General features: G+C 42.6%; 17 protein-coding genes. 16 read left to right on the forward strand and 1 reads right to left on the reverse strand.

Annotation, left to right across the window (positions count from 1 at the left end):
* Positions 1-141: 141 nt before the first annotated feature.
* The 6 genes from leuA to glpK all read left to right on the forward strand — a co-directional run bounded on the left by leuA (position 142) and on the right by glpK (position 8,317).
* Positions 142-1,710 carry a 2-isopropylmalate synthase gene (leuA, locus tag FH971_RS00545; RefSeq protein WP_137223919.1) on the forward strand — a complete coding sequence of 523 codons (1,569 nt, stop codon included), beginning with the start codon at positions 142-144 and terminating at the stop codon, positions 1,708-1,710.
* Positions 1,707-2,801 carry a 3-isopropylmalate dehydrogenase gene (gene leuB / locus FH971_RS00550; protein WP_140232953.1) on the forward strand — a complete coding sequence of 365 codons (1,095 nt, stop codon included), beginning with the start codon at positions 1,707-1,709 and terminating at the stop codon, positions 2,799-2,801. The genes leuA and leuB overlap by 4 nt, the downstream gene beginning before the upstream one ends.
* Entirely contained in the window at positions 2,801-4,213 is a 1,413-nt protein-coding gene (leuC, locus tag FH971_RS00555) for a 3-isopropylmalate dehydratase large subunit (RefSeq protein ID WP_140232955.1), read from the forward strand. Before leuB ends, leuC begins: the two co-directional genes overlap by 1 nt.
* A gap of 21 nt (positions 4,214-4,234) precedes the next feature.
* Entirely contained in the window at positions 4,235-4,840 is a 606-nt protein-coding gene (gene leuD / locus FH971_RS00560) for a 3-isopropylmalate dehydratase small subunit (RefSeq protein ID WP_140232956.1), read from the forward strand.
* Positions 4,841-5,314: 474 nt separating this feature from the next.
* Positions 5,315-6,667 carry an outer membrane protein transport protein gene (locus FH971_RS00565; protein WP_137223911.1) on the forward strand — a complete coding sequence of 451 codons (1,353 nt, stop codon included), beginning with the start codon at positions 5,315-5,317 and terminating at the stop codon, positions 6,665-6,667.
* 165 nt (positions 6,668-6,832) lie between these two features.
* Entirely contained in the window at positions 6,833-8,317 is a 1,485-nt protein-coding gene (glpK, locus tag FH971_RS00570; RefSeq protein ID WP_137227372.1) for a glycerol kinase GlpK, read from the forward strand.
* 21 nt (positions 8,318-8,338) lie between these two features.
* On the opposite strand, the gene FH971_RS00575 is transcribed toward glpK, so the two are convergent.
* Positions 8,339-8,659, reverse strand: coding sequence for a hypothetical protein (locus FH971_RS00575; RefSeq protein ID WP_137223909.1), 321 nt, complete (start codon positions 8,657-8,659; stop codon positions 8,339-8,341).
* A gap of 1,079 nt (positions 8,660-9,738) precedes the next feature.
* Between FH971_RS00575 and mraZ the strand changes: the two genes are divergently transcribed.
* The 10 genes from mraZ to murG are packed head-to-tail and all read left to right on the forward strand — an operon-like array spanning position 9,739 to position 20,829.
* Complete coding sequence (gene mraZ, locus FH971_RS00580; RefSeq protein ID WP_137223907.1) at positions 9,739-10,197, forward strand: division/cell wall cluster transcriptional repressor MraZ; 459 nt, start codon at positions 9,739-9,741, stop codon at positions 10,195-10,197.
* Between the two features lie 25 nt (positions 10,198-10,222).
* On the forward strand, positions 10,223-11,164 hold the full coding sequence (gene rsmH / locus FH971_RS00585; RefSeq protein ID WP_140232958.1) for a 16S rRNA (cytosine(1402)-N(4))-methyltransferase RsmH: 942 nt from the start codon (positions 10,223-10,225) through the stop codon (positions 11,162-11,164).
* 14 nt (positions 11,165-11,178) lie between these two features.
* Entirely contained in the window at positions 11,179-11,493 is a 315-nt protein-coding gene (gene ftsL / locus FH971_RS00590) for a cell division protein FtsL (RefSeq protein ID WP_137223903.1), read from the forward strand.
* An 11-nt stretch (positions 11,494-11,504) separates the two neighbouring features.
* A complete protein-coding gene (locus tag FH971_RS00595) occupies positions 11,505-13,253 on the forward strand; it encodes a penicillin-binding transpeptidase domain-containing protein (RefSeq protein ID WP_140232960.1) in 1,749 nt (582 codons plus the stop codon).
* Positions 13,237-14,724: a UDP-N-acetylmuramoyl-L-alanyl-D-glutamate--2,6-diaminopimelate ligase gene (gene murE / locus FH971_RS00600; protein WP_167496062.1), complete on the forward strand. Its 1,488-nt coding sequence runs from the start codon at positions 13,237-13,239 to the stop codon at positions 14,722-14,724. The genes FH971_RS00595 and murE overlap by 17 nt, the downstream gene beginning before the upstream one ends.
* Positions 14,721-16,094, forward strand: a complete 1,374-nt coding sequence (locus tag FH971_RS00605) for a UDP-N-acetylmuramoyl-tripeptide--D-alanyl-D-alanine ligase (RefSeq protein WP_140232963.1) — start codon at positions 14,721-14,723, stop codon at positions 16,092-16,094. Before murE ends, FH971_RS00605 begins: the two co-directional genes overlap by 4 nt.
* Complete coding sequence (gene mraY, locus FH971_RS00610) at positions 16,095-17,177, forward strand: phospho-N-acetylmuramoyl-pentapeptide-transferase (protein ID WP_137223895.1); 1,083 nt, start codon at positions 16,095-16,097, stop codon at positions 17,175-17,177.
* Between the two features lie 22 nt (positions 17,178-17,199).
* Positions 17,200-18,522: a UDP-N-acetylmuramoyl-L-alanine--D-glutamate ligase gene (gene murD / locus FH971_RS00615; RefSeq protein WP_137223893.1), complete on the forward strand. Its 1,323-nt coding sequence runs from the start codon at positions 17,200-17,202 to the stop codon at positions 18,520-18,522.
* Complete coding sequence (ftsW, locus tag FH971_RS00620) at positions 18,512-19,726, forward strand: cell division protein FtsW (RefSeq protein ID WP_137223891.1); 1,215 nt, start codon at positions 18,512-18,514, stop codon at positions 19,724-19,726. Before murD ends, ftsW begins: the two co-directional genes overlap by 11 nt.
* The gene (murG, locus tag FH971_RS00625) at positions 19,726-20,829 is read left to right on the forward strand and encodes an undecaprenyldiphospho-muramoylpentapeptide beta-N-acetylglucosaminyltransferase (protein WP_420853452.1); all 1,104 of its coding nucleotides are present in this window, start codon (positions 19,726-19,728) and stop codon (positions 20,827-20,829) included. The genes ftsW and murG overlap by 1 nt, the downstream gene beginning before the upstream one ends.

The following is a 20,829-nucleotide window of genomic DNA, read 5'->3' on the forward strand; positions in this document are numbered from 1 at the left end:
ACATGCAAAATAATTCATTAAGCATACACAAACCCCGCGCTGATAGCCGCGGGGTTTTTTGTTTCTAGCCCTTTTGAAATGTACCAGTTGTGATATTTGCAGTTAGGTAAATAGATACATGATGGTCGATGGAGAAATTCGATGTCCGACAGAGTGATAATTTTTGATACTACCCTACGTGATGGCGAGCAAGCACTAGCCGCAAGTTTAACGGTTAAAGAAAAGCTGCAAATTGCCTTGGCTCTAGAACGTTTAGGTGTTGATGTCATGGAAGTCGGGTTTCCGGTGTCTTCTCCTGGTGATTTTCAATCGGTGCAAACCATTGCAAAAACGATTAAAAATAGCCGAGTGTGTGCGTTATCTCGAGCACTTGAAAAAGACATTGATGCCGCAGCTCAAGCATTATCGGTAGCCGATCAATTTCGTATTCATACATTTATATCAACCTCGACTATTCATGTTGAAAGTAAATTAAAACGCTCTTTTGATGATGTATTAGAGATGGCCGTTAATGCGGTTAAGTATGCTAGACGATTTACTGATGATGTAGAGTTTTCATGCGAAGATGCGGGCCGCACGCCAATTGATAATTTGTGCCGTATGGTTGAGGAAGCCATTAAAGCAGGTGCTCGAACCATTAATATTCCAGATACCGTCGGTTATACAGTACCAAGTGAGTTTGGTGGCATTATTCAAACACTATTTAATCGGGTTCCGAATATCGACCAAGCCGTAATCTCGGTTCATTGTCATGATGATTTGGGCTTGTCAGTAGCTAATTCTATTGCAGCGGTCGAGATGGGCGCACGTCAAGTGGAATGTACCATTAACGGTATTGGCGAACGTGCTGGTAACTGTTCATTAGAAGAAATTGCCATGATTTTGGCAACCCGCAAAGATTTACTTGATATAGATTGTGGCATTAACGCTAGAGAAATTCACCGTACGTCATCATTGGTAAGCCAATTATGTAATATGCCTATTCAAGCTAACAAGGCAATAGTTGGCGCAAATGCATTCTCTCATTCGTCGGGCATTCACCAAGATGGCATGCTAAAAGCCAAAAATACTTATGAGATCATGACGCCTGAAAGTATTGGCTTAAATCGTAATAACTTGAATATGACCTCGCGTTCGGGACGTCATGTGATTAAACATCGCATGGAAGAAATGGGTTACCAGCCAAGCGATTATGATATGGATAGCCTATACGAGCAGTTTTTAACCTTGGCAGATAAGAAAGGCCAAGTATTCGATTACGATTTAGAAGCCTTAGTGTTTATGGAGTCTAAAACACAAGATGATGATAAATATCAACTTAAACACATGATGGTACATTCTGATTCCACTGAAGGTGTGGCAACTGCGACGGTGCGTATTGCGGTTGATGGCCAAGATATTACAGAAGCCGCAACAGGTAATGGACCTGTTGATGCTGCTTATAATGCCATTGCGCGAGCGACTGGTCGTCAAATCAATATTACTAATTATAAATTAGGTGCCAAAGGTGAAGGTCAAAATGCCTTAGGGCAAGTTGATATAACAGCTAAATATCATGAGCAAAGATTCCACGGTGTCGGCTTAGCCACTGATGTGGTTGAGGCGTCAGCCCAAGCACTCGTGAATGTGATGAACTTAGTGTACCGCGCAGATAAGGTCGCTGATTTTAAACAACAGATCCATAAGAATAGGGAGTTAGGTGGAGTATGAGTTATCAAATAGCAGTTTTGTCGGGTGATGGTATCGGTCCTGAAGTGATGGCAGAAGCACGTAAAGTGCTGTGTGCGATTGAATCTCGTTTTGGATTAGATATTAACTATACCGAATACGATGTTGGCGGCATTGCCATTGATAACCATGGTTGTCCTTTACCTGACGCTACCTTAAAAGGTTGTGAAGCGGCAGATGCCATTTTATTCGGTAGTGTGGGTGGCCCTAAGTGGGAGCATTTACCCCCTAATGATCAACCTGAACGTGGTGCATTATTGCCATTACGCGGCCATTTTGAGTTATTTTGTAATTTACGCCCAGCCAAATTACATGACGGCTTAGAGCATATGTCACCACTTCGCAGTGATATTTCCGCTCGTGGTTTTGATGTGTTGTGTGTTCGTGAATTAACAGGCGGTATTTACTTTGGTAAGCCTAAAGGACGCCAAGGTGAAGGTGATGATGAAGAAGCCTTCGATACCATGCGTTATAGCCGTCGCGAAATTAGCCGTATTGCCCGTATTGCTTTTGAAGCCGCGCGTGGACGTAAAAATAAGGTGACTTCGGTAGACAAGGCAAACGTATTAGCGTGTTCTGTATTATGGCGCCAAGTGGTTGAAGAAGTTGCTAAAGACTTTCCTGATGTCACTTTAGAGCACATCTATATTGATAACGCGACTATGCAGTTATTGCGTCGTCCTGATGAATTTGACGTGATGTTATGTTCTAACTTGTTTGGCGATATTTTATCAGACGAAATTGCCATGTTAACGGGCTCTATGGGGTTATTGTCTTCGGCAAGCATGAACAGTACAGGCTTTGGCTTATTTGAACCCGCTGGTGGCAGCGCGCCTGATATCGCCGGCCAAGGTATTGCTAACCCGGTAGCGCAGATTTTATCAGCAGCATTAATGCTACGTCATAGTTTACAGCAAGAAGATGCTGCCAATGCCATTGAACGTGCGGTGACTAAAGCCCTATCCAGTGGTTATTTAACGGGTGAGTTACTTGCTGCAGATAAACGCAGTGAGGCTAAATCGACAGCACAAATGGGTGATTTTATCGCTCAAGCAGTAAAGGAAGGTGTGTAATGGTCCAAGTGACAGGTAAAACTTTATATGAAAAAGTGTGGGATGCCCATATTGTCGCCTCTCCGGAGGGAGAAGCGCCAGTAGTTTATGTGGATCGCCATTTAGTTCACGAAGTGACTTCGCCGCAGGCATTTAGCGGGTTAAAGGTGGCAGGCCGCAAACTACGTGCACCACAAAAAACCTTTGCTACTATGGATCATAATACCTCTACTCGCAGTGCCAGTTTAGATGCGTTAAGCCCTATGGCGCGTACTCAAGTTGAAACTTTAGCGCAAAATTGTAAAGAGTTTGGGGTGCGTTTGTACGATATTCACCACCCTAATCAAGGTATTGTCCATGTAATGGGACCTGAATTAGGCATTACCTTACCGGGCACTGTTATTGTGTGTGGAGACTCTCATACCGCAACTCATGGTGCATTTGGTGCGTTAGCATTTGGTATTGGTACATCCGAAGTTGAACACGTGTTGGCTACACAAACCTTACGCCAGTTAAAAGCCAAGAATATGAAAGTTGAAGTGCGTGGCAAAGTAACCGATGGCGTTACGGCTAAAGATATCGTATTAGCGATTATTGGCAAGCTCGGCATGGATGGTGGTACAGGTTTCGTGGTTGAGTTTTGTGGTGAAGCCATTGAAGCATTAACCATGGAAGGTCGGATGACCTTATGTAACATGGCCATCGAAATGGGCGCTAAAGCTGGCATGATTGCGCCTGACCAAACCACATTTAATTATTTAAAAGGTCGTGAGTTTGCACCCAAAGATGATGTGTGGGAGCAAGCTGTTGCAGCATGGTCTGAGCTTAACACTGACGCGGATGCTGTTTTTGATGCCGAAGTGGTATTAGATGCTAACGATATCGCACCGCAGTTAACCTGGGGAACTAACCCTGGTCAAGTGGTTGCTATTGATGGCGTGGTGCCGAACCCTGATGTTGAAACTAACAGCACTAACCGCACCAGCATGATTAAAGCATTAGAGTATATCGGCCTTACACCGGGCACTAAGATGACAGACATTAGCATCAATAAAGTGTTTATTGGTTCTTGTACTAACTCACGTATTGAAGATTTACGTTCAGCTGCTGCGCACGCTAAAAACCGTAAAGTAGCCAATGGTGTTGTCGCTATTGTGGTGCCGGGTTCTGGCCAAGTGAAGTTACAAGCAGAAGCTGAAGGTTTAGACAAAATTTTTATTGAAGCTGGCTTTGAATGGCGTTTACCAGGATGCTCCATGTGTTTAGCCATGAATGATGATCGTTTAGAAGCAGGCGATCGCTGTGCTTCAACCAGTAACCGTAATTTTGAAGGTCGTCAAGGTCGTGGCAGTCGTACCCATTTGGTCAGCCCTGCTATGGCTGCGGCAGCTGCTGTTGCGGGTCATTTCGTTGATATTCGTCAACCTTACTAATTAGCTAAACAAGGATATTTTATGCAAGCTTTTACAGCACATACCGGTTTAGCGGTAGCCATTGATAGTGCCAATGTCGACACTGATCAGATTATTCCAAAACAGTTTTTGTCTAAAGTGACCCGTGATGGTTTTGGGGTGCATTTGTTCCATGATTGGCGATATTTAGATGATGCAGGCGATAAGCCTAATCTTGATTTCAGCTTAAATCAGCCTCGTTATAAAGGCGCTTCTATTTTATTGGCACAAGAAAATTTTGGCTGTGGGTCGTCGCGTGAACATGCGCCATGGGCATTGGCTGATTTTGGCTTTCGAGTGGTTATTGCGCCGACGTTTGCCGATATTTTTTACGGTAACTCGATTAATAATGGCTTGTTACCCGTTAAGCTAACTTCAGTTCAAGTACAGCAATTAATCGATGAAGTCACCGCTAAAGAAGGGGCGCAGATTACGGTAGATTTACAAGCGTTAACTGTTACATCACCTTCTGGAAGCGTGTTCGATTTCACCATTGTGGAGTCAGCAAGGCACAAGTTATTGAATGGTCTTGATGCTATCGGATTGACTTTGTCATTTGGACAACAGATCAGTGATTATGAAACGGATATACCAGCTTGGTATGCATAATTTGATGTGATATCGCATTGTAAACACACTGTTATTTCTTTGTTTGAAACCTCTTTATGTTGTCATAAAGAGGTTTTTTTCGTTTTTTAATTGTAATTATTTTTATGTGACCAATTTGTGTATGAATAGCCATCAGTCAAATGCCAAACGATTGCACTTAATCCAATAAGCACACCTTTGTATTGGAATTTATTTTTTTAATTCATTGTAATTAAATTAAAAATTGTAATATTGCCTAAAAATTTAGTTGATTAAGTTTACACTCATATCTGTTTTTACTGTCAGTTTACTTAATGAAAGTTAAAAATTTGATCGCGATCACAATTTAAAATTGAATGACTCACAGGTTATTCAGCCCTCCCACGGTATTGCAAAGCATCTTTTGATCGGTAAACTGACAGCTTCATTTAAATCGAGCTTTTACTCTATGCAGGTCGATTTATGCAGTTTGAAACTAAAACACAGAGAATCATAATGAAAAAAACAGTGTTAACGTTGGCGATTAGCGCCATTGTTTTTGGGGCAACAACTCAAGTGAACGCAGCTGGCTTTCAGCTTTCAGAATATTCAGCCACAGGCCTAGGTCGTGCATTTGCTGGTGAAGCCGCGATGGCTGACAATGCTTCTGCTCAGGCTCGAAACCCAGCCATGTTGTCATATTTAGAAGGCCGCCAATTGTCTGGTGGTGGTATCTATGTGATGCCAAATGTCGATGTTGTTGGTGATGTTGCCCTTTCTTCATCCTTGTTAGGTTCAGAGCCATTAGTTATAAATGCTGATGCCTATGATGTAGCAGACAATGCACTTGTGCCTAATTTTTACTATTCTAATCAATTGAATGACCAATGGACTTGGGGTCTAGCGGTGAATTCTAATTATGGTTTAGCGACCGATGTTCCAGTATCGGATGCAGCCGCTATTTTTGGCAGCAAGACGTCGGTTACCACTGTAGAGTTCAATCCTAGTGTTGCTTACCGTATTGATGAGACATTTACCGTAGGTGCTGGTTTACGTATTGTATATGGTGAAGGTGAACTGGATGCGACTACGCCGAGTTGGATGGATTCAATTAAATCTAATGCTAATGTACCTGAAAGCATCAGTGAACTTTTACCCGATGGTGGTACGAGTTTGAAGTCAATGGAAGGTAATGATATTGGCTATGGCTGGAAAGCGGGTGCCAGTTGGCAGGTTAATTCGGCGAACCGTATTGGTTTGGCTTACCATAGTGGTGTCGACCTTAAATTAGACGGTCATGTTTCAGGGCTACTTTATACTGGTGATCAAGATAGCGAGATTGATGCATACTTGCCTATTGAGTTACCAGCATTTGCTGAGCTTGCTTCTTATCATCAGTTAACTGAAAATTGGGCTATGCATGCCAGTATCAATTGGACAGAATGGAGCGTTTTTGACAAACTAGAGGCGCATTTCACTGGTGACGTAAAGCCTGTTGGTGACTTAGAGTCTGATGTAGTAAAAGAAGAAAACTTTAAAGATAACTGGCGTTATGCAATTGGTACAACGTACTTGGTAAATAACCAATGGACAATTCGTGCTGGCATGGCGCTTGATAAAACGGCTGTTGACGATCAAGATCGCACCACGACTATCCCCGACACTGACCGTTTATGGTTTAGTGTGGGTACTGGTTACCAAGTATCCCAAAATTTGAATGTTGATGTAGGTGTTACTTATATTCGCACTCATGGTGATGCCCCGATTAACGAGACACAAGATCTATTGGGTATCGCATCAGTTGGGTTTACTGGTGAAGCGACGGGTGATGTTTGGCTCGCTGGTGTACAGTTAAGCTATAAAATGTAGTTCAATATTATTGATAACTAGGCCTCGCAATTGCGGGGCCTTTTAATATGAAATTGATGCTCAAAGAGGAACATTGTTTACAGTAATTTTAGATGTCTATGTAGGAAATGATACTATTATGATTAAATAAAATAATCATATAAAAATGATATAGGGCATCAGATGGTGGCTAAAAAATACATTGTTGCGTTAGATCAGGGAACTACAAGTTCTCGTGCTATTGTGTTCGATCATCAAGTAAATATTGTAGCGGTTGCTCATCGTGAGTTTACGCAACATTATCCGCAAGCGGGTTGGGTAGAACATGATCCGATGGAGATATGGTCTTCACAAAGTTCAGTTCTCATTGAGGTTCTGACTCGTGCGGGGATCAGTCATCGTGAGGTTGCTGCGATTGGCATTACCAATCAGCGTGAGACGACAATAGTCTGGAACAAACACACAGGTAAGCCAGTATGTAATGCGATCGTATGGCAGTGTCGTCGTAGCCAAACTATATGCCAACATCATAAAGCGCAGGGTGCTGAAGAGATGGTTCGTCAGAAAACTGGGCTGGTACTAGACCCTTACTTTTCAGCGTCCAAAATTGAGTGGATTTTAAATAACATTGAAGGCGCGCGTGAACAAGCCGAAGCTGGGGATTTATTGTTTGGCACTGTCGATACTTGGTTAGTGTGGAAACTCACGCAAGGTGAAGTCCATGTGACCGAACCGACCAATGCTTCAAGGACAATGTTATTTAATATTCATGATCAACAATGGGATCAAGAGCTCCTCGATCTGTTTAATATACCTAGGGCAATGCTACCTGAAGTGAAACCTTCTTGTGCAATATACGGTTATACCGAACTTGCAGGTAATCACACTCCTGTCGCTGGGATGGCTGGGGATCAACAATCGGCATTATTTGGCCAATTGTGCATTGAACCTGGGATGGCAAAAAATACTTATGGAACAGGATGTTTCTTATTGATGAATACTGGCGACAAAGCCGTAGAGTCCACTCATGGGTTATTAACAACCATTGCCATTGGTGCAGACGCTAAGGTAAATTATGCTTTAGAAGGTTCGGTATTTATGGGTGGCGCGGTTATTCAATGGCTGCGCGATGAGTTAGGGTTAATTGACGATGCGTGTGATACCCAATATTTTGCTGATAAAGTAGAAGATACCAACGGTGTTTATTTGGTTCCAGCATTTGTGGGACTTGGTGCGCCTTATTGGGATGCAGATGCTCGAGGAGCGATTGTTGGGCTCACCCGTGGTGCTAATCGCAACCATATTATCCGTGCAGCATTAGAAGCGATTGCTTATCAATCTCGTGATGTACTTGATGCCATGAGTAAAGATTCTAACGTGCCACTGACACAAATTAGGGTCGATGGTGGTGCAGTTTCTAATGACTTTTTAATGCAATTTCAAGCTGATATTACAGGGGTAACTGTTATTCGTCCGCGAGTGATTGAAACCACCGCGATGGGTGCGGCATTTCTCGCTGGCTTGGCAGTTGGCGTGTGGGAGTCGACCGATGAATTACAAATTATGCTGTCTACTGAGCGTGAGTTTACTTCCACAATGGATATAGAAACCCGCGAAAAGTTATATCTTGGTTGGAAAAAAGCGGTAGCGCAAGTAAGCCCTAATGCATAACTTAATGAGTATTAAGATTAATTAGACTTCAATATCAATATGTTGACTCGAGCTTTCTCCGCGAGTAGAGAATCGATCATCAGATTTCATTCGTCTAATGCGGCTACCGATGTTTTTTTTATCATTGACGGTTCGCGGTTTGGCTCGTCTTTCTTGGCGTGGTGCGTCTTGACGTTGAATGGCTATTTTATGGCTAACGCTCGGTGGCAATTGTGATTGAGGCGCTTCGTGACTGTCCGCACTAATTGGACTCACATTGCTGACCTGTTTAACAATACGTTTATGTTCACTCACGGCCTGTACAGGCCGAGCTAACATGGCATAAATGCTGTCAATACTCATGTTGTGCTCCTTTGGCTGTGAAAAACTGTGATTGTTATCATCATAACTGTTTATCGACCCTTTTTGATTAAAATTTAATCTTTTTTAGGTTGCGAGTCGTCTGGTTGATATTTCCGTTGGCGGTTAATGGCCTCACATCCGTTTCTCGCTGAAAGTGGTCATCAGTAATGATGCTTATTTTTTGATTATGAATAGTTATTTTAAATCTGTTAGCCCAAGCTAACTGAACTATATCAATATCACGGCGCTTTATACGCAATTTACTTAGACTATGCTACTTGTAGCTGGATTAAAATTCTGGTCACTATCCGGCTATTATTCTGATCTAAGGTTAGTCACTCCCTATCAATTTGTTCTTTTTCTCTTTTGTTATCATATTGCTTTTAAGTATTTAAATTGTGTGATCGCCACTTTTTTCCTTTTGAGGCATTAAGAATAATTAACTGTGATTGAGAGTTGAGTTGATAAAATGCTTGCCCTTAACATGATTAATATCATATCTAGCACTCTGTTGTTTAGCGACGCGTTCTCGCTCATATTTAGCGGGTAATGACTTAGATAGTGTGGTGGACTGGATATTAATAGGCACGATGATGTGTATTAAGGTGCTAACTATCTTGAAAAACACCGTTTAAGCCTTTTTGGAATGCTGTGATGGGCCATAAGGGCATGCAAAAATATAATATAAAGCGGTATTTAAATGGCTAAAAGTTGACTCAGTCGATTATTTATTGATTTTTAATACAATTAATGTTGAGTTTTTTGGCTGTATTGCCCCTGAATATGGTGTATTCGAACGATAAAAGATAATTAATTAAAAAGATTGCGAGACTATTTTAGTCGATAAAGTGACCGTTATGTCTCTGGTTTAACTCATTTACCCTGATTTTTAGCTGTTTTCTACAGATAGCTCAGTCATTCATCCTGCTTGATATTAATTTGCTGCTAACCCGCTTGGGGTCTGGATTTAATATATCAGTCCATCCCTTGACAACACTTGCATAGAGTCCCTAAACTTAGCATTTGTGGGATAAAGTGGATCATTGTGGATCGAATGTTAATAAAAGAGGCTAAATAACGTGTTTCGTGGTGCCAGTGCAATCAACATGGATGCTAAAGGGCGGATCGCTATTCCAGCGAGATACCGTGATGCGTTACGTGTGGAGCATGCTGGAACTGTGATTATGACCGTTGACATTGAAGCTGCTTGTTTGTTGATTTATCCATTACATGAATGGGAGCAAATTGAAGCAAAGCTAAGATTGCTTTCAGATACCGATCCTCTTGAACGTTCCTTTAAACGAAAATTACTAGGCCACGCACAAGATTGCGAACTAGACAGCCACGGACGTATTGTTATTCCGCCGGCATTGCGAAGTTTCGCCAGTTTAGAAAAGAAAACTATGCTGGTGGGCTTACTGAATAAATTTGAACTATGGGAAGAGAGTGCTTGGCAGCAACAAATGGATGATGGCAATACGCTCATTCAAAGCCAAGATTTAGCCAGCAATGAACGTCTGGCACACTTTTCACTGTAGTGACCAAAAAGGTTAGAAGAACCCAATGAGCCAAGAGTTTGCCCATTTATCTGTATTACTGAATGAGACCGTTGAAGGACTCAATATTCAACGTGATGGTATCTATATTGATGGCACCTTTGGCCGTGGTGGGCATTCGCGTCATGTATTAAGCCACTTGGGTGAAAAGGGTCGTTTAATTGCAATTGATCGTGATCCACAAGCTATTGAAGCGGCGAAACAGTTTGCAGATGATCCACGTTTTCAAATCGTACACGGTGGCTTTGGTCAATTAGCTGAGTATGTCGAGGAACTTGGATTAACTGGCAAAATCAATGGCGTATTACTTGATCTTGGCGTGTCGTCACCACAGCTAGACGATGCAGAGCGTGGCTTTAGTTTTTTACGTGATGGCCCACTTGATATGCGTATGGACAATAGCCAGGGGCAAACTGCAGCTCAGTGGATAGCGCGTGCTGAAATTGAAGACATGGCATGGGTATTTAAAACCTATGGTGAAGAAAAAAATTCGCGTCATATCGCCCGTTGTATTGTTGCCGATCGCGAGAAAACACCATTTTTACGAACCAAAGACTTAGCCGATTTAATTGCGCGTATTACCAAAAACAAAGAACGTAATAAACATCCGGCGACGCGTGTATTCCAGGCTATTCGTATTTATATCAACAGTGAGTTAGAACAAATAGACCAAGCACTCGAAGGCGCGTTAGCGGTATTAGCACCTCAAGGGCGATTATCGGTGATCAGTTTCCATTCGCTTGAAGATCGTATGGTGAAGCGTTTTATTCGTCGCAATAGTCAAGGTGAAAGTGTGCCACATGGCTTGCCGATTACCGAAGCTGAGATTAATAAATCCCGTAAATTAAAAGCGGTTAGTAAGGCGATGAAGCCTTCTGATGCGGAAATAGAGCAAAATCCACGTTCACGTAGCTCGGTATTACGAGTTGCTGAGCGTCTGGATTACTAACTACTGAGGCTAATGTGAGCCAATCATCATTAAATTTACCTCGGATTGTGTTACATGACATTTGGCACCATAAGTGGGTATTGCTGTTGAGTGTACTGGTTGTTTTGAATGGTGTAGCCGTAGTTTATACCAGCCATGTAACACGTAAGTTGATTACTCAATGGGATCAACTTCTGCAAGAGCAAGATCGCTTAGATATTGAATGGCGAAATTTATTATTAGAAGAGCAATCGCAATCTGAACACAGTCGCGTGACTCGGATGGCAACCAAAGAATTAAATATGTCTCGGCCGCTTCCTAAGGAGGAAGTTATCATTCGAGTCCAGTGAGCATAGGGAATATGGCTAGACAAGCAAAGAAAAAATTAGGTCACGAACTGATTCCATGGCGTTTATACGTTGTGGTGGGATTCGTATTGCTGTTATTTTGCTGTCTAATTGCACGTGCTGCTTATATTCAAATAATTGAGCCAGATAAACTGCGTCACGAAAGTGATATGCGGACATTGCGCACAACCAGTAACCAAGTTCAACGAGGCTTAATAACCGATCGCAATGGCGATATGCTTGCAGTCAGTGTTCCTGTACAAGCCGTGTGGGCTGATCCGAAACATGCTCATGATCAAGATGCATTTAAAGATATGCGCCGTTGGCAAGCGCTTGCTGACGTACTGCAAGAACCCGTCGAAGAATTAGTTAATAAAGTCAAAAATAATCCTAAAAAACGTTTTGTATACCTTAAACGTCAAGTGCCGTCTGCTGTTGCTGATTACATTGAACAGCTTAAAATTGGTGGTATTTACCTTAAATCTGAATCTAGGCGTTATTACCCCGCAAGTGAAATAACCGCACAATTAATCGGTATTACCAATATTGATGATGTGGGGATTGAGGGGATTGAAAATACTTATAATACTTGGCTTACGGGAACGCCTTCGAAACAAAAGGTACGTAAATCGCGTGATGGCAGTGTGGTCGAACGCTTAGATATTGTGCAACAAGGCGAAAGCTCAAATGATTTAGTGCTGAGCATTGATCAGCGTATTCAACAATTAGCATATCGCGAACTAAAGCGTGCTACCGAAATATACCAAGCGACCTCTGGGTCTGTCGTGGTCATTGATGTTCATACTGGTGAAGTACTCGCGATGGCGAACACTCCTTCTTACAACCCCAATTCTCGCGATAACTTACAGCCGCATCGGATGCGTAATCGTGCATTAACTGACACATTTGAACCGGGCTCAACCATTAAACCTTTCGTTGTAGCGGCTGCACTTGAAGCTGGTAAAGTGAAAGCAAATGAATTGATTTCGACATCACCTGGTTGGATGCGCATCGGTGGTCGCCAAGTACGTGATTCTCATAATTATGGTGAAATCTCATTAGCTAAAATTTTGGTTAAGTCTAGTAACGTGGGTATTAGTAAGCTTGCCTTATCGATACCGGTAGAACAGTTGTTAGGCACTTACCAATCAATGGGTTTAGGTAATTATTCGGGTATTAATTTAACCGGTGAAAGCGCGGGATTAATTCATAATCGTCATCGCTGGTCCGATTTTGAGCGTGCGACTTTATCTTTCGGTTATGGCTTTACCGCAACACCATTACAAATTGCACGTATGTACGCGACGTTAGGCAGTGGCGGTATTCTTTATCCTGTGTCGATTTTAAAATTGAGACAAGCACCTAAAGGTGAACAAGTTATTTCATCTCAAGTGGCCCATGACGTGATGGAAATGCTAGTTGGCGTGACTGAAACAGGAGGAACAGCAACCAAAGCACATATTGATGGTTATCCTGTTGCAGGTAAAACCGGTACTAGTCGCAAAGCCGTTGCAGGTGGTTATGGAGATGACTATGTTGCCTTATTTGCAGGCGTTGCCCCTGTTCACAACCCGCGGTTAGCTATTTCGGTTGTGATTAATGAACCTAAAGGTGACAAATATTACGGTGGTGATGTCGCTGGTCCAGCGTTTGCGAAAATAATGTCCGGCGCCTTGCAAATGCTTAATGTTGAACCAATTTCAGAGCGGGAGGCTGTTCATTTGGCCGCTGCGCAGGGGGCGCTGAATAATGTTATTAAATGACCTATTAGCGCCATGGTTCCATTACTCTGGTCGCGAATCTATTAATGGATTAACGCTAGATAGCCGTGAAGTTAAAGTGGGTGGTTTATTTGTAGCCTTGCCAGGTTATAACGTTGATGGCCGAGCATTCATTTCCCAAGCTATTGATGCGGGTGCGACGGCAATACTGGTGCATACCGATAATCCTGATGAGCACGGTATAGTCGATCGTATTCAATATGCCGTTCCATTAGTCTATTTTTTCCAATTAGGCCGTCAATTATCGGCCGTTGCGGCGCAGTTTTATTTATCAAACAACCAATCCTTATCTTTGATTGGGATAACCGGTACCAACGGCAAAACCTCAGTAAGCCAAATTATTGCTCAAATTGTACATTTACTCGGGCATAAAGCCGCTGTGATGGGAACGTTAGGCAATGGTTTATGGGGACAACTTGTTGATAGTGGTAACACCACGGCTGATGCTGTGACTGTAATGCGTCAACTTAGCGAGTTTTCTGCCCAAGGCGCAGAGTTGTGTGCCATGGAAGTATCAAGCCATGGCTTAGTGCAAGGGCGTGTTGAGGCGGCCCCATTTGAGATTGCAGTCTTTACCAATTTAAGCCGTGATCATCTTGATTATCATGGCGATATGGATTCTTACGCTGCTGCCAAAAAACGTTTATTTAAATTTCCTAGCCTAAAACATGGTGTTATTAATATTGATGATGCTGTCGGAGCCAAATGGCTGACCGAATTGGCAGATGGGAAAAACAAATCCTTCAGCATTGAAGGTGATACTTCAGCCGATTTTTATTGTGATGCTATTGAATATCATGATGCAGGTGTGACCGCTCAATTACACTATCCAGCATTAAATGGACAATTATCAGCACAAATTCAGTCACCATTATTAGGTGCATTTAACTTGTCCAATCTTGTTGCGGCTATTGCAGCCTTGTATTTACAAGGTACTGCAATGGCTTCAATATTAACGGTTGTGTGTAAATTAATACCTGTAGCGGGTCGTATGGAACGATTCTCATCACTTAATAAAGCCACTTTAGTCGTCGATTATGCTCATACTCCGGATGCCATTGAACAAGCCTTAAAAGCATTGCGAGTACATTGTAATGGCACTCTTTGGTGTGTATTTGGTTGTGGTGGTGACCGTGATAAAGGTAAGCGACCATTAATGGCACAAGCAGCTGAACAATATGCAGACAAAGTGATGATCACTAGCGATAATGCTCGCAGTGAAGATCCACAAGCCATTATTAACGATATTTTAGAGGGTATTAGCCAATCTCAAAGTGTGCTAACCCAGGTCGATCGTATTCAAGCTATTACCCAAGTCGCAGCATTAGCAAAGGTGGATGACATTGTATTACTTGCAGGTAAAGGCCATGAAACCTATCAAGAAATAGCCGGTCGACGTATTGATTATGATGAACGAGCTCTAGCCCTTAGACTGTCTAAGGAGGCGTTATGATCCGTTTATCTTTATCTGCTTTAGCGCTACATCTTAATGGCACATTAACAGGTGATGATCAGGTAATTAGTGCTGTTAGCACTGATAGTCGAAAAATTGAATCTCAATGTTTATTCATCGCCTTAAAAGGCGAGCGTTTTGATGGTCATGACTTTGCTGAAACCGCAATAAAAAATGGCGCACAAGCCCTCTTAGTTGATCATCTACTGCCTTTTGATGTGGCACAAATTATTGTAACCGACACACAAAAATCCATGGGTAACATTGGCGCACTTGTACGTCAACAAGTTGACCCTATTTGTGTTGCCCTTACTGGCTCTAATGGCAAAACCAGCGTTAAAGAAATGCTGGCTACTATTTTATCGCAGCATCATCAGGTGTTGTTTACTGCCGGTAATTTTAATAATGAAATTGGTGTGCCATTAACTTTACTGCGTTTAAGTGAAGGTGATGAGTATGGGGTGTTTGAACTAGGGGCAAATCATCGAGGTGAGATTGATTACACCTCATCATTAGTTCAGCCCCGTGTCGCACTGGTTAACAATGTCGGCAATGCTCATCTTGAAGGTTTTGGTTCGCTGGAAGGTGTTGCTCAGGCTAAGTCTGAAATTTTTAATCATCTCGCACCAGATGGCACTGCGATTATTAATGCAGACGACAAGTTTGCCGGTTTTATGTTGCAGCGTTCTCAAGGGCACAAGCAACTGTGTTTCTCTTGTCAAACAGCTGTAGATGCCGAAGTAAAAGCCACTGATATCGAAGTCGATATTCATGGTTGTTACCGTTTTACTTTAGGTTTTAAAACTCAGCAAGAAGCGGTGCAGTTGCCTTTGGCTGGTCTGCATCAAGTGAGTAATGCGCTTGCGGCGGCTTCGATGTGTATAGCTTTAGGGTTGTCGCTAGTTGAAATTGCGCAAGGCTTTGCATTGCTAAAACCTGTGAAGGGACGAATGCAACCACATGTTCTTGGTCGGGTGTTATTAATTGATGATAGTTATAACGCAAATCCAACATCAGTAAGTGCAGCGATTAATTGGTTGCAACAACGTGATGGATATCGCTGTTTAGTGCTGGGAGATTTGGGTGAATTAGGCGACAATGCTGCCCCTTTGCACGCGAGTGTTGGGTTGCAGGTTAAGAATGCAAACATAGAGTCGCTATTTTGTTGCGGCCCGTTGTCGGCAAATACCAGTGAAGCATTTGGCAGTGAACACTTTTGTGCTCAAGAGCAATTAATCGTAGCACTGCAAAAACAGTTAGCAAGTACCACAGGTTATATCACCGTTTTAGTTAAAGGTTCCCGCAGCGCTGCTATGGAGCGAGTTGTGGACAGTTTATTAGATGCCTATGGGCGTGGGGAGTTAGTGTAGATGCTGGTTTATCTAGCCGAGTATTTGACCCAGTTTTATTCAGGGTTTAACGTTTTTTCATACGTAACGTTTCGGGCTATTTTAGGCTTGTTAACTGCTCTGGTGTGTAGTTTGTGGTGGGGACCTATTTTGATCAAGCGTTTGCAAATGTTGCAAATTGGTCAAGTGGTACGAGATGACGGTCCAGAATCTCATTTTAGCAAACGTGGTACACCAACAATGGGTGGACTACTGATCCTCGCCGGTATTTTTATCAGCGTACTGTTATGGGGTGATCTATCCAACCGTTATGTGTTGGTCACCTTATTTGTATTGGGTAGTTTTGGTGCTATTGGCTTTATCGATGATTATCGTAAAGTCGTGAAAAAAGATACTAAGGGTTTGATTGCGCGTTGGAAATATGCATTTCAGTCTATAGCGGCATTAGTTGTAGCTGTGTTTTTGTATAGTACAGCAAGCTTGCCCGGAGAAACTCAATTAGTGGTGCCATTTTTTAAAGATATCATGCCTCAACTTGGCATGATGTTTATCGTTTTAGCTTACTTCACCATTGTGGGTGCCAGTAATGCGGTGAACTTAACCGATGGTTTAGATGGCTTAGCTATTATGCCTACCGTAATGGTGGCAGCGGCATTCGCATTAATTGCATATTTGTCTGGTCATGCGCAGTTTGCCAGTTATTTGCATATTCCACATCTGCCATTAGCGGGTGAGTTAGTGATTGTTTGTACTGCTATCGTTGGGGCGGGTTTAGGCTTTTTATGGTTTAACACTTATCCAGCACAAGTCTTTATGGGTGATGTGGGGTCACTAGCATTGGGCGCTGCATTAGGTGTGATTGCTATTTTAGTTCGCCAAGAGATTTTACTGGTGATTATGGGTGGCGTTTTTGTAATGGAAACAGTGTCTGTCATTTTACAAGTGGGTTCGTACAAATTACGAGGCCAACGTATTTTTCGGATGGCACCTATCCATCATCATTATGAGTTAAAAGGGTGGCCAGAGCCGCGTGTCATTGTGCGCTTTTGGATTATCTCGTTGTTTTTAGTGTTATTGGGTCTCGCGACATTGAAATTACGCTAAACAATTAAGAAAGGTCAGTATTATGCATTCTCAATATACGCACATTGTTTTAGGTTTAGGGGCCACAGGGCTCTCGATCGTGCGTTTTTTAGCAACTAAAGGGATTAAACCTTTAGTGATGGACAGTCGACGTCAACCGCCAGGTGCAGAGGCGTTAGCAAAAGAGTTTGCCGATATTGAGTTATTAGCGGGTGGGTTTGATTGCCGTTATTTAGTCCAAGCAAGTCAGATTATTATTAGCCCGGGTGTGCCCATTGATACTCCTGAAGTACGCGCGGCAATTGATATGGGCATTGAGGTAATTGGCGATATTGAGCTGTTTGCTCGCGAAATTGCCGACCGTAAACCTTGTGTTGTGGGAATTACTGGCTCAAACGGTAAGTCTACCGTGACGACACTGGTTTACGAAATGTTGCTTGCCGCCGATAAGTCGGTAGCGATTGGCGGCAATATTGGCACGCCAGCACTGGATTTATTGCCTCAAGGTGCAGATATTTTTGTACTTGAGTTATCAAGCTTTCAACTTGAAACCACCCATTCACTAAATTGTATTGCGGCAACGTGTCTTAATATTAGTGAAGACCATATGGATCGTTATAGTGACTTGAATACCTATCGCGAAGCCAAGTTACGTTTATATCCTCAAAGTCGTTTTGTGATGTATAACCGTGACGATCAACTGACTTACCCATTAGAGCCAATGAATCAAAATAATTTCGGTTTGGGTGTACCAGAAGGCGATGAGTGGGGATTAAGTGATGGCAAAATTTTTCATGGTGACAGTGAGATCATTAATTTAAGTGAAGTGAAATTAATTGGTAGTCATAACCATGCAAACTTATTAGCTGCAATGGCATTAGCAGATGCTTGTGGTGTAGCTAAAGAAGCCATGATTGAAGTAGCCAAAAGCTTTGTTGGTTTAAGTCACCGTTGTGAGTTGATTGCGGTTAAACAAGGTGTGTCTTATATCAATGACTCTAAAGCAACCAACGTTGGTGCAACAGTAGCAGCACTTGAAGGGCTTAGTTCACATTTAGGCGATATATATTTGATTGCTGGTGGTGATGGTAAAGGCGGTGATTTTAGCCCGCTTGCTGAACCATTGGCGAACATAACTCAATTGATTACGCTAGGCAGAGACGGGCCTAAAATAGCCAAATTAAAAGCGGGTTCATTGCAAGTCACTAGCATGGCTGAAGCCGTGGCTAAAGCGGCTGAATTGGCAACCTCTGGAGACATTGTATTGTTGTCTCCAGCTTGTGCCAGTTTAGATATGTATAAAAGCTTTATGGCGCGTGGTGATGATTTTAAGCATTGTGTGGAGTCGTTAGACGATGGCGAATAACGAGCAGCAACTGAGCTTGTTTAAACGGGGACTTAATTGGTCTTTACCCTCGTTGCTATCGGACGGTCATGCTCCTGGCATGCCGTTATACGACCGTAGTTTTTTAGTCGCGATTGTTGGCTTGATGTGTTTTGGTTTTATCATGGTGATGTCAGCTTCGATGCCCGAAGCGACCAAACTGACGGGTGATCCATTTTATTTTATGTATCGTCATGTGCTTTACCTTGTGGGCTGCGTGATAATTTCATATGTGGTACTTAAATTTGAAGTCAGCTATTGGGAAAAAAATAGCGGCATGTTGATGTTAGCTGTGCTGGTTTTATTGATAGCCGTGTTGTTTATTGGTACCTCGGTTAATGGTGCCCGTCGTTGGTTGTCTGTCGGCCCTATTCGGATTCAAGTTGCCGAAATGGCCAAGTTTATATTTATTGTTTATATGGCGGGGTACTTAGTTCGTCGTCATGGTGAATTGCGCGAAAACCGTAAAGGTTTTTACAAACCGATTGGGGTTTACGGTTTGTTTGCTGTATTGATTTTATTGCAGCCTGACCTTGGTACGGTGGTAGTACTGTTTGTGTGTACGGTAAGTTTATTGTTTTTAGCTGGCGCACGCATTACTGACTTTATGGTATTGGTGTTACTTGGCGTAGCTACATTCGTATTACTGGTATTGTTTGAGCCTTACCGTATGCGACGAGTTACTTCGTTTATGGACCCATGGGAAGATCCCTTTGGTAGCGGCTATCAGTTGACGCAATCTTTAATGGCTTATGGACGGGGTGATTGGCTTGGTCAGGGATTAGGTAACAGTATTCAGAAGTTAGCTTATTTACCCGAAGCTCACACAGATTTCATTTTTGCGGTCATTGGTGAAGAACTTGGTTTTATCGGTATCATTGTGGTGTTATTAACACTATTTTTCATTGCAATTCGTGCGATTAGATTAGGCAATTTATGTTTGAAAATGCAGCGTCCATTTGAAAGCTATGTTGCTTATGGTGTGGGTATTTGGGTGTGTTTTCAGACCGTTGTTAACGTAGGCGCCAGTATTGGTATGTTACCAACCAAAGGGCTGACTCTACCGTTTATTAGTTACGGTGGCAGTAGTTTATGGATTATGACTGCGGCGGTGATGCTGCTCGTTAGAATAGATCATGAACGGCGAGTTAGTTTGGTACAAGCCGTGAAAGGGAGAACCAGTTAATGAACAGTAATATGAGTCACTCTCCTAAAATATTAATTATGGCTGGTGGTACGGGTGGACATGTTTTTCCTGCTCTGGCGGTGGCAAAATATTTAGCCAAAAATGGCTGGCAGGTCCGTTGGCTAGGTACTGCTGATCGTATGGAAGCTCGTCTTGTTCCTCAGCATGGATTTGATATTGAATTTATTGACATTAAAGGTGTTCGCGGTAATGGACTTATTCGTAAGTTAGCGGCTCCGTTTAAGATTATCCGTTCAATCATTCAAGCTAAAGCTGTGATTGATGATTTCAAGCCTGATGTCATTTTAGGAATGGGTGGTTTTGCCAGCGGCCCTGGTGGCGTGGCAGGAAAATTATCTGGTATTCCAGTGGTGTTGCATGAACAAAATGCGATTCCAGGTTTGACCAATAAATTGTTATCTAAGATTGCGAAAAAGGTGTTGTGTGCGTTTCCCAATACCTTTGCCAGTAACGTGGCCAATGTTGAGATTGTGGGCAACCCCATTCGTCAAGAATTGATAGAGTTAGGCGAACAAATTAAAACACCTCAAGCAGATGCATTAAGAGTGCTAGTGGTGGGTGGCAGTTTAGGTGCAAAGGTTCTGAATGATGTAATGCCTGCCGTGGTTGCCCATTTAAGTAAGCATCATTCACTGACGGTTTGGCACCAAGTGGGTAAAAACAACCAGACTGCGGTGAAAGCCAGTTATCAGCAATTAGGCCAGCTAGACACGGTCAACGTTGCTGAGTTTATTGACGATATGGAAGCGGCTTACCGTTGGGCTGATGTAGTGGTCTGTCGTTCTGGTGCATTAACTGTATCAGAACTTGCAGCGGTAGGATTACCGAGTATTTTAGTACCGTATCCTCACGCTGTTGACGATCATCAAACAATAAATGCATCGGTATTAGTCGATGCAGGGGCAAGCTTCTTATTGCCGCAAACGATTTTAAATGCTGATAATCTTGCAGAAAAATTGCAGTTATTTGCTGAAAATAGACAACAACTAACCCAAATGGGTCATAAAGCAAGAAGCGTTGCGGTATTAGATGCAACACAAAGAGTAGCAGATATTTGCGCCTCATTTGCCACAAAGGGTTGA

The sequence above is a fragment of the Shewanella polaris genome, from assembly GCF_006385555.1.
Taxonomy (GTDB): domain Bacteria; phylum Pseudomonadota; class Gammaproteobacteria; order Enterobacterales; family Shewanellaceae; genus Shewanella; species Shewanella polaris.

Coding starts and splice junctions, on each gene's coding strand:
- leuA (WP_137223919.1), top strand. CDS start 142: ATGTCCGACAGAGTGATAATTTTTGATACTACCCTACGTGATGGCGAG.
- leuB (WP_140232953.1), top strand. CDS start 1,707: ATGAGTTATCAAATAGCAGTTTTGTCGGGTGATGGTATCGGTCCTGAA.
- leuC (WP_140232955.1), top strand. CDS start 2,801: ATGGTCCAAGTGACAGGTAAAACTTTATATGAAAAAGTGTGGGATGCC.
- leuD (WP_140232956.1), top strand. CDS start 4,235: ATGCAAGCTTTTACAGCACATACCGGTTTAGCGGTAGCCATTGATAGT.
- FH971_RS00565 (WP_137223911.1), top strand. CDS start 5,315: ATGAAAAAAACAGTGTTAACGTTGGCGATTAGCGCCATTGTTTTTGGG.
- FH971_RS00575 (WP_137223909.1), bottom strand. CDS start 8,659: ATGAGTATTGACAGCATTTATGCCATGTTAGCTCGGCCTGTACAGGCC.
- rsmH (WP_140232958.1), top strand. CDS start 10,223: ATGAGCCAAGAGTTTGCCCATTTATCTGTATTACTGAATGAGACCGTT.
- FH971_RS00595 (WP_140232960.1), top strand. CDS start 11,505: ATGGCTAGACAAGCAAAGAAAAAATTAGGTCACGAACTGATTCCATGG.
- FH971_RS00605 (WP_140232963.1), top strand. CDS start 14,721: ATGATCCGTTTATCTTTATCTGCTTTAGCGCTACATCTTAATGGCACA.
- mraY (WP_137223895.1), top strand. CDS start 16,095: ATGCTGGTTTATCTAGCCGAGTATTTGACCCAGTTTTATTCAGGGTTT.
- murD (WP_137223893.1), top strand. CDS start 17,200: ATGCATTCTCAATATACGCACATTGTTTTAGGTTTAGGGGCCACAGGG.
- ftsW (WP_137223891.1), top strand. CDS start 18,512: ATGGCGAATAACGAGCAGCAACTGAGCTTGTTTAAACGGGGACTTAAT.
- murG (WP_420853452.1), top strand. CDS start 19,726: ATGAACAGTAATATGAGTCACTCTCCTAAAATATTAATTATGGCTGGT.